Annotated in this window: 13 protein-coding genes; 11 read left to right on the forward strand and 2 right to left on the reverse strand. The window is 35.9% G+C overall.

Annotated features, from left to right (window positions below):
• Positions 1–421 precede the first annotated feature (421 nt).
• From H562_RS0103335 to H562_RS0103380, 7 genes are all read left to right on the forward strand, one after another.
• Positions 422–2,983: a DEAD/DEAH box helicase family protein gene (locus H562_RS0103335; protein ID WP_034690594.1), complete on the forward strand. Its 2,562-nt coding sequence runs from the start codon at positions 422–424 to the stop codon at positions 2,981–2,983.
• A gap of 401 nt (positions 2,984–3,384) precedes the next feature.
• Complete coding sequence (locus H562_RS0103345; RefSeq protein ID WP_156831955.1) at positions 3,385–3,678, forward strand: hypothetical protein; 294 nt, start codon at positions 3,385–3,387, stop codon at positions 3,676–3,678.
• A gap of 136 nt (positions 3,679–3,814) precedes the next feature.
• The gene (locus H562_RS0103350; RefSeq protein WP_027376209.1) at positions 3,815–5,494 is read left to right on the forward strand and encodes a hypothetical protein; all 1,680 of its coding nucleotides are present in this window, start codon (positions 3,815–3,817) and stop codon (positions 5,492–5,494) included.
• Between the two features lie 460 nt (positions 5,495–5,954).
• On the forward strand, positions 5,955–6,272 hold the full coding sequence (locus H562_RS0103360; protein WP_034690596.1) for a type II toxin-antitoxin system RelE/ParE family toxin: 318 nt from the start codon (positions 5,955–5,957) through the stop codon (positions 6,270–6,272).
• A gap of 195 nt (positions 6,273–6,467) precedes the next feature.
• A complete protein-coding gene (locus tag H562_RS0103365) occupies positions 6,468–6,851 on the forward strand; it encodes a helix-turn-helix domain-containing protein (RefSeq protein WP_027376212.1) in 384 nt (127 codons plus the stop codon).
• Positions 6,806–7,717, forward strand: coding sequence for an IS3 family transposase (locus tag H562_RS14585; protein ID WP_156831956.1), 912 nt, complete (start codon positions 6,806–6,808; stop codon positions 7,715–7,717). Before H562_RS0103365 ends, H562_RS14585 begins: the two co-directional genes overlap by 46 nt.
• A gap of 164 nt (positions 7,718–7,881) precedes the next feature.
• A complete protein-coding gene (locus tag H562_RS0103380) occupies positions 7,882–8,430 on the forward strand; it encodes a hypothetical protein (RefSeq protein WP_027376213.1) in 549 nt (182 codons plus the stop codon).
• Positions 8,431–8,537: 107 nt separating this feature from the next.
• On the opposite strand, the gene H562_RS0103385 is transcribed toward H562_RS0103380, so the two are convergent.
• Entirely contained in the window at positions 8,538–9,095 is a 558-nt protein-coding gene (locus tag H562_RS0103385) for a thermonuclease family protein (protein ID WP_027376214.1), read from the reverse strand.
• Positions 9,096–9,203: 108 nt separating this feature from the next.
• Here H562_RS0103385 and H562_RS0103390 point away from each other — a divergent pair, with 108 nt between their 5' ends.
• The 4 genes from H562_RS0103390 to H562_RS0103405 all read left to right on the forward strand — a co-directional run bounded on the left by H562_RS0103390 (position 9,204) and on the right by H562_RS0103405 (position 11,083).
• Complete coding sequence (locus H562_RS0103390) at positions 9,204–10,007, forward strand: hypothetical protein (protein ID WP_027376215.1); 804 nt, start codon at positions 9,204–9,206, stop codon at positions 10,005–10,007.
• 79 nt (positions 10,008–10,086) lie between these two features.
• Positions 10,087–10,539: a DUF5675 family protein gene (locus tag H562_RS0103395; protein WP_027376216.1), complete on the forward strand. Its 453-nt coding sequence runs from the start codon at positions 10,087–10,089 to the stop codon at positions 10,537–10,539.
• A 12-nt stretch (positions 10,540–10,551) separates the two neighbouring features.
• On the forward strand, positions 10,552–10,815 hold the full coding sequence (locus tag H562_RS0103400) for a hypothetical protein (RefSeq protein ID WP_027376217.1): 264 nt from the start codon (positions 10,552–10,554) through the stop codon (positions 10,813–10,815).
• Complete coding sequence (locus H562_RS0103405) at positions 10,805–11,083, forward strand: hypothetical protein (RefSeq protein ID WP_027376218.1); 279 nt, start codon at positions 10,805–10,807, stop codon at positions 11,081–11,083. The genes H562_RS0103400 and H562_RS0103405 overlap by 11 nt, the downstream gene beginning before the upstream one ends.
• 158 nt (positions 11,084–11,241) lie before the next feature.
• Here H562_RS0103405 and H562_RS0103410 read toward each other — a convergent pair whose 3' ends face one another.
• Positions 11,242–12,096 (reverse strand): hypothetical protein, encoded by an 855-nt coding sequence (locus H562_RS0103410; protein ID WP_027376219.1) that lies wholly within the window; start codon positions 12,094–12,096, stop codon positions 11,242–11,244.
• Between the last annotated feature and the right edge of the window lie 1,484 nt (positions 12,097–13,580).

The raw sequence follows: 13,580 nt of genomic DNA on the forward strand, positions 1-13,580 counted from the left end.
AAACTTACAAAGAGAACTTTGTCTGAAAGTTTCACTTTCAAAGCGAATACTCGCCGTTAAGTTTGGCTAAGTTACCCGAAAATTATGACAAAGTCAAGGCTCCGGTTAATTTTGGGTGATTTCACCTTCCCCTTTTTTGAGGGTATTTTTTTCCGTTTTCTTTTTTAAACTTCGCAAAGCGGGGTTTTGCAAAATATAAAACAGAAATAAAACCTACCTTTTCGGAATTAAAACTGAAAAATTTTTGTAGTTTAGGGAAGTGAATAATAAACAAAAAATTCAGATAACAGGGCATTGCCAAAAGATCGGCTCCAGGGCTTAGGCCTGCAGCTATTTGCCGATCCTTCGGCAATGCCCGACCGTTATATGCCATTTTAGAACAACCGCCACCAACAAAGACAAAACTGACTGAAATTAAATTATGGAACTAAAAGAAATCCGAGAAATTGTTAAGGAAATCATTTTTGACATTGAGAAAAACAAACTCAATCTGACTTATAGAAATTATGAAACTTTCTTGGAAAGAATTGGAATGGGCAAAAAACGGAATTTTAAAATTCTGACAAAATTTGACTATCAATTCAAAAAACAAAATCTTACGCTTTGGTGCGGAAAGGAAGAAGTCAAAAAAATATCTTGGTTTAAGAAAGGCGAAACGGTAACTTTTAGAATGGCTGAAAATTCAGAAGCGAAAAACACAATGGATAAAAAAGAAAAAAACGTAAAATATGATTTTGCAGGAAAAATAAATATTGCAAATGCTGAAAGTGGAATTGTTCCGTACGAACATCAGGAGAAAGCTTTTTACAGCCTAAATCAAAAAATAATTAAGACCAACAAAAATCCATTTGCTGGTTTATTGGTTTTGCCAACAGGTGGCGGAAAAACGTTGACAGCAGGACATTGGATTGCGAAAAATTATTTGGACAAAGGTAAAAAAGTGCTTTGGCTCGCTCACAGACACGAACTTTTAGAACAAGCAAAAAGTACATTTGCAGACAAATTGGCTTTTAACGATATTTTTGAAAATAAAACTTCTTTCAATTATCGAATTATTTCGGGCATTCACGATAAACCAATTAACATCAGACCTTCGGACGATTTAATTATTTCTAGCAAAGACAGTCTGAATGCAGGTTTCAATCATTTGTACAACAATTGGATTAAAGGAAATACCGAAGAAATATTTTTGGTAATTGACGAAGCTCATCACGCAACTGCAAAAACGTACAGAAAATTAATCCAAAATATTCAAGAAAATGTTTCTCATTTTCAAATGCTTGGTTTAACCGCAACGCCTTTCAGAACTGCGGAAAATGAACAAGGTTTGTTGAAAAAAGTTTTTCCAGACGACATCGTTTATAAAATAGATTTACGAACATTAATCCGTTTAGGAATTTTATCTGAACCACATTTTGAAGAAGTTCCGACAGGATTAAATTTCATTAAAGACTTATCTGAAGAACAAATTGAACAACTTAATTATTTCGACATCGACAGCATTGGAAAAGGAATTGCCAAAACAATTGCCGAAAATGACGAAAGAAATCATACGATTGTAAACAAGTACCTTCTCAACAAGGAAAAGTACAAACAAACCATTGTTTTTGCTTTAAATGTTGACAATGCAATTGCTTTAAATGCTTTGTTCAAAGAAGCAGGCGTAAAATCTGATTACGTTATTTCAACTGTAAAAGACCAAGCGACAGGTGTAACTATTTCGAGTAAAGACAACAAAAATAAGATTGCAAAATTCAGAAATGAAGAAATTAAAGTTTTAATCAACGTAAATATTTTGACCGAAGGAACTGACGTTCCAAACGTTCAATCTATCTTTTTAGCAAGACCTACAATTTCGTCTATTTTGATGACGCAAATGATTGGTCGAGGTTTGCGTGGTTTAAAAGCAGGCGGCACAAAAGAAGCTTACATTGTTAGTTTTGTTGACGATTGGCAAAATCGTATTTCGTGGATTAATCCTGAAAAATTATTTATTGAAGACAACATTGATTTCAACGAAGTTGACAGAGAAACGAAAAAACAAATTTTGCGTTTGGTTGCCATCAATAAAGTTGAGGAATTTGCAATTTTAACCAATAAAATCATCGACCCAGAAAAACGTGAAGAACTTGAAAAATTAAACTTCATTGAACGTTTTCCATTAGGAATTTACCAATTCAGATTTTTGGAACAACACAATGACGAAGAACCAATAGAAAGGAATTGTGAGGTTTTGGTTTATGACAATATTTTACAATCCTACACCGATTTTGTTAATGCTTTACCAAGTTTCTTCGAGCAAAATAATTTGACTGAAAGAGATGTTTTGGACGAGGACGAATTGGAAGATTTTGCAGAACAAATTGAAGAAGAATTTTTCAAAGGAACTTTAAAATATCCTGCTTACCATTTGCAAGACATCAAAGATATTTTGCAGTATTACACCATTCAAGACGAAGTTCCTGTTTTCATCGAATTGAAAGACAGAGAAAAATATGATATTGACAAAATTGCTTCGGAAATTATAGAGAAAGACCTTGGCGAAAAATCGCAAACTGAACTTATCAATAAAATTTGGGACAATAACGAAATTGAATGGCAAACGTTTTTCAATTTTGATAAACGTGGATTTTTAAGAGAAATTAATTTAGCAAAATCAAGAATAAATCATCCTGAACTTTTTCAACGAAAAGGTATAAAACCAACCGAAGAAAAGGAATTGAGAAGCTACGAAAAACTGAAACTTCACGAATTGAGAGAACAAGACCCAACTTATGAAAAATGGTTGCGTGACGAAGTTTTCAAGAAATTCACAGACAAAGACGGATTTTATTTTAGTGCCGAAAGCGGATATAAAAGTAAAAACAAATTGGACTTTCAACTTGACCACATCAAATCTATGCACAATGGCGGTTTGACAATTTTTGAAAATCTACAACTATTAACAAGAAGCGAAAATGCTAAAAAAGGAAATAAAGACTAACAAAAAAAACGGCATATAACAGCAGTTTTGCGTAATGGCGGGTTTAGTGCTAAATTCAAGTTCAGTTTTTCAATTGAACTTTAGTACAAAGTTGAAGTTTTGTGCTTCGATTTCCGCCACTACGCAAAGCTGCAAACCGTTGTCAGCAACGGCGCGGACGATGATTTTCTCGACAGCACTTTAATTATTTCAGGTCTACCCTTTCTTCGAGAATTTGTTTTGGAGAAATTGCCGCTGCTTACAACACGGTATTTATACAAACGGGGCGGAAGTTTTCATCGAAGATTTTTGCGTAAAATTTAATTTCCGGCGAGTATAAAATTTTGGTATATTTATCCCCGTTTGCAGAAATACCCAATCGTTAGCGGCAAGTGAAATGCGGCATTAAAAGAAGACAAGTAATGATAATTGAAAATTTATTAAAAGAAAATGAATTTTACTATTGGTTTTTATTTCCGACAATTATTGCTGTTTTCTTGGTTACAAAAACAATCACCATTTTAGCAAAGAAAAAAAGTTTTCTAAACTGGACGTTTTCAATAATTATAATAGGCTTGATTATCATTTCTGAATATATTCTCGGAATAATCTTTTTTACAGATTCTTGGCCAACATTCCTTCCTCATATTGGAATTGGTTTGGCTTTAATAATTTATTTAATTCAAAAATATATCACTAAAATCACCAGCCGCTAACACGGTATTTCTATTAGCGGGGCGGAAGTTTCTATCATCAAGATTTTCGCTAATTGTTCAATTTGTTATATTTACAAAGACTTCTTATAAAAATTACCCGCCAACAGAAATACCCAACCGTTAGCCGTAATTTCAAATGAGTGTACACATAATAAAAGACAAATATTTAATTTTCAAAGGTGAAAAATCTGCTGAAATAAAATTTCGCAAAGAATTATCTGCTTTAATAATAGAAAAATATGGAGATAAAGAATTCTCACAAGTAGAAACTACAGATATAATAAATTTTAGTCTCTCTTATTTTATTGAAAAATTTAAAGAAATTTGTTTTAATGAAAAATCGGTAAGGTTTTATCAAAACATTTTTAAATTCCACGAACAAAGTATTGAATTAGTATATAAATTTTCCGATGAAAGAAACGATTCTAGGAGTGAAATCGACTTTAAATATATTGCAAGCTACAGAAGGATTTTAAAGTTTATTTTAGAAACAGCGTGCGAAGTTGATATGCACAATGACGAAAAAATGAATGATGCTTTCAAAGAAAGATTTGAAAAAAAATTACATGATTTATTGTTCTTAGGAGATATGATTCTGACTTGTGTTAGTTTATATGCGGAACAAACGATGATTGAAGATGCGAATGAAATAAGATTTGAAGATGGACTCTATGTTTTCTCAAGAAAGCACCACTATGACTTTATTTTTCAGCATATTTCAAAAGAATCTGGAGGGCAACTAACAAAAGCCGTTGTAGATAATTCTGAACTTGCAGGATTTACAGACCTCAAAAATGCTTTAAAAAACTGTTTTGGAATTGATTATGACAATGTAGGACATTTGATTGCATCAATACATGAAATGAATAAAGATAAAGGTGGCGATGTAGTTGCTGTAGGTTGGGAAACCTTCCCCCAAAACCTAGTAAATTTATTTGGAGCAGACGATTTAAGTGCAAACCTTTTTTTTAAAGGATTGACATTAGATAAGACGAATAAAATGTCACTTTTAGACTTAGCTTGTAAACCTTATAAGGTGAACAGATATTTATATAAACCTATTCTTGTGTGGAACATTGATGGAGAGAATTATGCATTAGTTGGCAAAAATTCGTGGAGTGAAACTTTTATTCAATTAGCCTCTAATTCTATTCCTTGGGGAAAAGCGCCCGACGAATGGTTAAGGAATAAATGCTTTAAAGAATATGTTCACAGAAAAGAAGACGAACACGATAAATGGCTCGACGATGCTGTGGAAGAAAAATTGATAGCAACAAAAGTTATGTATGACAGAAATGTAAAATCAATTTTAAATATTAACATTAATAATGAGGAAGTCGGTGAGATAGATTTTATAATAATTTCTGAAAAAACAAAAAAAATATTTATTGTTGATTGCAAACATTTACTTGGAAGATATGACACGCCAAATCAAAGAAATGATTATAACGTTTTTGTTTCTGGCAAAAGACCTTATAATAAAACATTAAAGAGAAAAATTAAATGGTTTAAGGAGAATAAAGAATTATTAGAAAATCATTTTGAAAAAAAATATCCTGAAATAAAAAGTAATTTTGAAGCTTTTGAAATTGAAGGGATTTTTATAATTAACACACAAACATTGTATATGTATAATTCGGAATACAGAATATATGATGTTACTCAGGTTGAAAATGTTATCATGGGAACTTATGAAGATCCAACATTTATGATTTTAATTGACGACGATGAAAAATCAGGGATATTAAAGGTTAATTATCCATATTTTAAGAAACCTGAATATAAATTATTTGATCCTTTTGAAAATGACAATTAAGGAAAAGAAACTACGGCTAACAAAGTATTTCTATTAGCGGGTCGGAAGTTCCTATCATAAAGATTTTCGCTAGTTGTTCAATTTGTTATATTTACAAAGATTTGTTATAAGACGTCCCCGCCAACAGAAATACCAAACCGTTAGCAGAAATGCTAGAAGTCCGAGTACAACTTCGAGAGTATAAAATTAATTAGTAACTTTGATTCAAATATTTTAAAATGGATTTGGAGACTCGAAAATTAAATTTGATCACATATCTTGCTCAATTGCAGGACGAAAGTTTTTTTGAAAAAATTGAAAATTATATTCTGAAAAGATTCGAAAAAGAAGATCATTCCGATTTCCGACCCTTTACTTCTGACGAATTTATTAGCAGGATAAAAACATCGGAACAAGATTTTAAATCTGGAAATTTTAAGTCGCAAGAAGATCTCGAAAAATCATCTGCAAATTGGTAGAGATGAAAATGATATGGACAGATTTTGCAATTGAAAATTTGAAAAATATTTTTGATTTCTATTCTAAGAAAGCTAATAAGAAAATAGCACATAAAATTCGTAAGGACGTGCTTGCTACAGCCAAACAACTGCTTAAAAATCCAAATTCAGGACAAATTGAATTTAATTTACTCGAACTAAATCAAAACCACCGATATTTGGTTTGTGGAAACTTTAAGATTATATATAGAATCGAAGGTGAACTACTTATCATAAGTGATATTTTTGATGGAAGACAAAACCCAATCAAGATAAATGATGATAAGAGGCAATTAAAGTAAAAGCACTTCTGCTAACAGCGGTTTTGCAATAGTGCGGCGTTTTCGCCATTTTTACTATTTTAGATATTCCGAAGTAAGTTTTTAATAAAAAGATTTGTAATTTTAAGCCGCAAAGCCGCAAAACGTTATCTGCAACCATAAAACATCTATCGTACCAAAATAGGTTGACTAAAAATTAAACACTTTTAGCAACTTATGGACATACCAGAAAATCAAGCCTGCCGAAAAAGAAACGGCAAAGAAACCTCCTTCGAGTTCAAAATTTCCGTCATCGCCGAAATTGCAAACGGACAGATTTCCGCTAACTTTGCCTCCAAGAAGTACAACATTAGCCGAAGCACCATCAGCTACTGGCAAAAGAAATTAAGCAACTACACCGTGGAGAAAAAGTACAAATCCAAAGAAGACGAGATCAAAGCGCTGAAAGCCAAAATCTACGATCTGGAGGGCATTAAGGATTTCCAGCAGGACATCATCATCGAGTTTGAACGCGTCACAGGAAAGGAACTCTCAAAAAAGTTCTTGCCCGAGAAATTGGCAAACGAGATCCAGCGCAAAAAGAAAAAACTAAAGGACTAAAACCTTTTAAGAAATCCTGGATTTACCAATCTCTCGGGCTGAGCAAACAGGCTTATTATCAAAGAATTAAGAGACAGCAAGCGTTAGAATTGCAACAACAATCCGTTCTGCAGCTCGTTATGGAAGTTAGAAAAGAAAAGCCAAAAACAGGAACAGCAAAACTCTACGACGAGATCAAGCCTATTCTTCTGGCAAAAGGAATAAAAATGGGCAGAAATGCACTCAACGATTTCCTTCGCTGGGAAGGGCTTCTGGTAAAGAAAACCAAGCGTTTCCACATTACCACAGACTCTAAACACGGCTTTTTCAAGTCGCCTAACCGACTGAAAGACATTACGGTATCGCACGCGGAGCAGGCGTTCGCGGCCGATATCACCTACATCAGAACCGATGGTGGGCATACCTATCTTGCCCTGGTGACGGACGTGTATTCAAAGATGATCATGGGTTACGCCTATGCGAATCACATGAAGGCCGAGCTGGTGATCGACGCCCTGAAAATGGCAAAAAAGAACTGCATTCACAGCACTAATACCATCATTCACCACAGCGACCGGGGAATACAGTATTGCTGCCCGGATTTTTCTCAGTACGCGGAGAAAAACGGCTTTCTCCTAAGTACCACCCAGCAGTACGATCCTTATGAAAATGCCGTCGCAGAGCGTGTCAACGGAATTTTGAAGTATGAGTTTGGTTTAAAGGATTCCATCGTAAATGAAGAAGTAGCCAGAAAAATGATCGCTCAGGCTGTCAGGATTTACAACGAAAAACGACTTCACTGGTCGCTGCAGTTCAAGACACCCGAGGCCGTTCATCTCGAATATAATCCGGTTGAATATATTTCTTATAAAAGGAAAACCGCATGATGTTGTCGGAAAAACCCGCGGTAATAAAATGTGGGAAAATCGGTGGGCCAGAAGCGCGGGACATTTTTCCGCATTTTATTCCGGCGTCTAAAAAATTATGATAAATTTGAATCAATACTAAACCAAAAAAAGGTCAACCTATTTTGGTACAAGACAAAATCACAATGGAAATAAAAAATCTACTTCGGATAATATTTAGAGTTTTTGGACTATATTCAGTCTTCACTTTAATCTTTAACTTTTTCCCTCAACAGTTAACTTACTTAATAAATTCTGATATATTTTTTCCATTCGATAGTAAAAATGGAATTTTGCAAACTTGGATTTATTTAATAATTGTTGTGATATCGATTGTTGTAGTATTTTATATTCTTATAATAAATCCCGACATAATTATTAAAAGAGTAAAACCTAAGAAATTTTTAGACGAGAAAATAAATTTCGAAAAATTAAATTCTGAAAATTTATTACAAGTTGCAATTTTAGCAATTGGAATTCTATTATTGTTTGAATCAATTCCAGAACTTATTAACAAATTATTTACGTTGATTAAAATTAGAAATATGAACCAAAATATTTCAGATGATATAAATACTATAGGAATTAATTCTGAAATATTTTCAGCGTCATTAAAAGTACTGATTGGACTAATTTTTATTATTTTTCAGAATGGAATAGGAAAAATGTTATATAATCAAAACGTCACAAAATAAAAAAACTGCTGGTAACAAGGTATTATCACAACCCTTTTCCCTAAGCCCCATTAACAGGGCACTTTCTTACTCTCCTACCCCTTTAAGTACAACATAAGTATAACAAATCAGAAAACCTCGATGAACAGGTAGATTCCGAGCTTTTGCTGCTTTGCCTGAAAGTTTAAGGTTTGATATTCCGGAAGCATGGAACAGTAATAGGAATGGCTGGCTTTTGCCCAGCCATTTGTTATTAAAAGCTCATTCAGACATTCGCCGGAAGGCAAAATTACATAGGCCAGCTGGCGCAGCCAGAAGTCGAGCTGATTCTTCTTTTCAGTTACCAAGGTGATCTTGGTTCCGGGTGGAGCGACCTGTAAAACATAATTCAAACTCATAAGGCCGTACTGCAATAAAAGACTTGCAGGAATATGACTTTTCGCTTCATCCTCGCGCATCTTCCGGCTCAAATATACTTCCGGTGCATCGAGGCCATAAAGGCGGATTTCTTTGGCTTCCTGGCCAAACTCTTCTTTCACAATTAAGCTGTCGCCATCCAAAACTCTGTCAATGATCCAAAATGTTTCGGTATTAATCCCCGGAATTTGAAAATATTTGGATGAAGAATTTTCAGAAAAACTGCTTTCATCTGCCCTCCGGATTGGTGTTTGTGCGTTATATTTCATTGGTTTACAGTGTTTTATATATTGTTTTTGTAAAGATAATTCAAGAAATTTATAACTGTCTAGACAGCAGTGTTTTTTTTCTAATTCTAATTTCAAAATTCAATTATCATGGCAAGACAAAAAGGTCTTATGAAATACGTCGGAACCATCGGTGACGTAAGACACTTCAAAATTAAAGGGCAAAAAGGATTTTTTGCCGGTATGGTTGGCGGACCAACCGCACAACAGGTAAAAACTGCTCCCGAGTTTGAGCGTACGCGCGAAAATATGAATGAGTTCGGTGGCTGTGCCATTGCAGGAAAAACAGTTAGAACCGCACTTTCTGCCCTCATGGGAAAATTTACAGATCCCCAGGTGACCGGCCGCTTAACTTCTGTAATGAAAAAGATCAACCTGGAAGACGGAACGGAAGCCAGAGGTTACCGGAAAGTGGAAATTTCTACGCAAAGAAATTATCTGGTAGGATTTGAGTTCAATAAGAACCTTTCCATCAACGGTATTTTCAATGCGCCTTATGATGTGAATCACGACGTATCCAGGAATACTGCAGATTTCATTGTGTCGGAATTTAATCCTACAGAACTGATCACGGCTCCCTCCGGTGCAACACATTTCAGGCTGATTCATGCATTGGCAGTCATCGCAGATTTTTCCTACAATCCGGTAACAGGAACTTACGAGCCGGATGATGCGGTGAATAATGAACTGAGCGTGGTGACTTATACTCCTTATTTACCGCTTGATTCCACTTACGCCGGCAATACCATCACCGCCGCGCTTCCCGGCGCACCGGTGCTGGAGGATAATGTTTCGGTACTGCAGTGTATCGGCATCGAATTCTTCCAGGAGGTCAACGGAAACTATTACCCTTTCGCCAGTGGAAACTGTCTCAAAATCGAAGAAGTTTTCTAAGCAGATCCCGTGTAAGGCCTTCTTCGAAAGAGAAGGCTTTTTTTTATTTCCTTTTCTAACTTAAACATTCAAAACAATCATGAGAACAAAGATCATACGGGTAGCTCAGGGAAAAGAAAGTACCCTCTCCCACCTTTATATTGATGACATTTTCCAGTGTTTCCTGCTGGAGGATAAGATCCGTCAGGTAAAGATCAAAAGCAGAACTGCCATTCCCAACGGTCAGTTTAAATTAAGGCTGAACACATGGGGCGGCATGAATAAAGAGTATTTCCAGAAATACGGACCGATGCACCGCGGAATGATAGAAATCGCCGATTTACCCACTTTTGATGCCGTGTACTTCCATATCGGAAATACAATAGATAATACTTCCGGCTGTCCATTAGTAGGATTGAGTTACATTAAAAAAGACGGAGACTTTCACGTACTGCAGAGTCGCGATGCATACAGGCAGGTATACCCTAAATTACTTGAGGTGGCGAGTGGAAAAGATCCCGCGATCAGCATTGAAAATAATTTCCAATTTTAAAAATACGGTATCATGGGAAATGAAGTCACCTTAAGCGTTTTGTTCGGATTTATCAGCAGCGTTCTGCTGGCCATCGTTGCTTACTTTGTGAAACAGCTCCATGCCGATTTTAAGGTCATGGAAAAAGATATTTCAGAAGTCAAGACCATGGCCTTAATTATCAAAACTGAATTTAAATCCTCGTACGAAATCCTCAATAAAAAGGTCAAGAACCTGGAACAGCGGATCGGTAAGATAGAACTTTATCAATTCAAAAATCACGATCATGAAAAATAAAAATTTCAATTTACTCAGCAGACTTGCGGCACCTACGCCCAAGTGGTTCCGGCTGATCAGAAACCTGGGACTTGCATTTTCTGCGATCGGTGGAACTTTAGCAGCTTCCCCTGTGGTTTTACCTGCAGCGCTAGTAACGTTTGGAGGATATTTGCTTTTAGGTGGAACCTTGATTGGCGCGGTAAGTCAGACCGCGATAAAATCTGAAGAATACGGCGAAATTCCGCAGAAATCCGACGAAAAATTGCCGGAAGATCCCTTTAAATAAGGAGTAAAGTTGCAATTAAGTATATTTTTAACAAAAAGAAATCCGTCCGGAAGGGCGGATTTTATTTTGCCTGCACCCGTTTTCGACTGTTTGTTTAATAAGGTGAAATACATAGCCTTTAAGATGCAATTATATATGAATTAATTACAATTTATCACCTAAAAATCATAAGCATTAATTTTAGTCAAACCATAGAATGATCTCCGAGTACCATCATCATAATCATATCCTAAATTTGGCACATCCGGACTAAACCAGATTTCTTTAACTCCCCGAGAACTCACCTGAATTACATATGTGGTTGCGGCTATACCTTCCTCTTTGTAAAAATTTTTCATAGTATACTTTAAGGTTTGATACTTTCCATTAACAGGACGATAACATGTTACGACCTTATTTTTAAAATCAAAAACATGGGTTGTCATTTCATTATTCGTTTTTTTGATAACACCAGACATATTTTCGAGATCATTGCTGTTACTTGTAAATTTGTGAAGAAGTTCGACAGGACTATTTCTAGTTTGCGAACTTGAATAATCCGTGGAATTGGAATCCACATATTTACTTTGATAAACATTTTCGGACCCTGCATTATTCATTGAAAACAAATATATAAATAACAAAATCGCTCCTGTAGCAATTAAGGCAATTTTACCATTGTTATTTTGCTCTGAAGAATTAGTATTAGTAGTAAATCTTTTAGTTTTCAAATCATATTTAATAGGATTATCAAATGGAATTGTATTTGTTTTTGTAGGTTTTGGAAGGGAAAACGAAGCAGATGATTCAGAAACTGCAGAAATGAAAATTCGCCATTGCCTCGGACTTTCCGCAGTTTGAGAAGAGTTTTTAATTAATCCGCTTTCAAGTATTTTTTTTAAATCCAGATTTTGTATTTCCGGGTCGTTGGAATTTTTAATTAACTCCTTTCCAGTTCTTAATGTTAGAAAACTTTTCTTTCTCTCTAAAAGATATGCATCAAATAAGTTATTTAATTTGTCAAGATTCGTCATAAGCTGCTTTTAAGAATTAGAACAAAAAAATTACGCAAATGCAAAATAGTGAAAATAAACGTAGATTCTTGTAATTCTTTTTCGACTTTACATTTGCAAATAGGGATTTCTACTTTAGGAAAAAATTGACTCTGCACTTTATAAAAGCGAGGTTTATGAATGGGAGAAGACATTTCGTTGAAAATTTTTCAAAAGAAAAAAGGAAAAAAAAGAAAGTGCTATACCCTTCTGGAGGGAAAATGCGATGCAATATTTTTTTGCAAAAAATATGGACGTACATTTTCAAACGGCGATATTTTTTGCAAAAAACCCGGCAGGGCTTGATATTGTCAGGGCATTTTCCCGACGGTATACCTTTACTTTCTTTTTTTTATTTTTTTTCTGCATCGAAATCTTTGGAACAGGATTAAAAACATTTGCTTAAAAAGAGGGCACTTTATTTCGGGCGGGAATCCGCGGGCGGTGGCGAGCGAGGGGAAAGGCAGCGGTATGACGGCACCCTTCGACAGGCTCAGGGACCGATATGAAGTAAAGGGAAATGGATAAATAAGACTGTACCGGCATACGGCTGCGTGCGGTGAGGGAAGCGCATAGACGGCAGCACTTCGACTTCGCTCAGTGACCGGATTGGGGATGCCGGCTATGTGCTGGAGGAACATGGGAAAGCGGAGGCAAAACGGGGGAAACAAGCCGCACAAAAATGGTGCTTAAAAGAATGTCGTATTTGCGATGTATGTAAACAAAAGCGGGAATGGTAACAGGCGGTGGGAAAGACAGCGGTATGGAGGGACGGGGAAAATTGCTTAGTCCGGGCATTTTCAGCACGCGCCGAAAACACACTGAAAATCCCAGCCGATGAAAACGAAGTGTTTTTGGTGTGTGCTGAAAATAATGGTGGGGGGAAAGTAATTTTTTCCGGACCGGAATACGGCTGTGCGCGGTGACGGAAGCGCACCGCTACTGCATGCAGACCTATGACAACAAAGATAAACATGCTGCAGTAGCGGTGTGCTGGACGAACTGGCTAATGCGGAAATCTTCTGCACCATTTTTTGTGCATCCATTGAAAGGGTGGCGGGGATTTGAAGGTCTTCGAGTGGGGAAATAATCTTCTAAATTATAATTGCCCGGGCGGCTGGAAAGCGGTGGCGCAAAAGGGCTTTGCCCGTTGCAAGGAAAGCATTTAACATAATTTTCAATTATAGGCACTATGGTGCTGGGATTGCACGTAACGCAGCACTCGGACAGGCTTAGCGCTGGTGTGCGGAATGGAGGGCAACGTTGTAGCGCGGGCAGGTGCGTATAATTGCAATTATGTTATTTGCTGCGGCAGAGCGGGGTTACTAAAATCTCATTAGTAAAAACTACCTTTAAAAATATATATCAAAGTATTTTAAAAATGTGCAGAAGTACTAAGAGGACTGTACTTGTGATTCTATGGAGCAACTGGATTTTGTTCCTTCCGAAAACCTCTTTTTTTATTC

The sequence above is a fragment of the Kaistella palustris DSM 21579 genome (assembly GCF_000422265.1).
GTDB lineage: Bacteria > Bacteroidota > Bacteroidia > Flavobacteriales > Weeksellaceae > Kaistella > Kaistella palustris.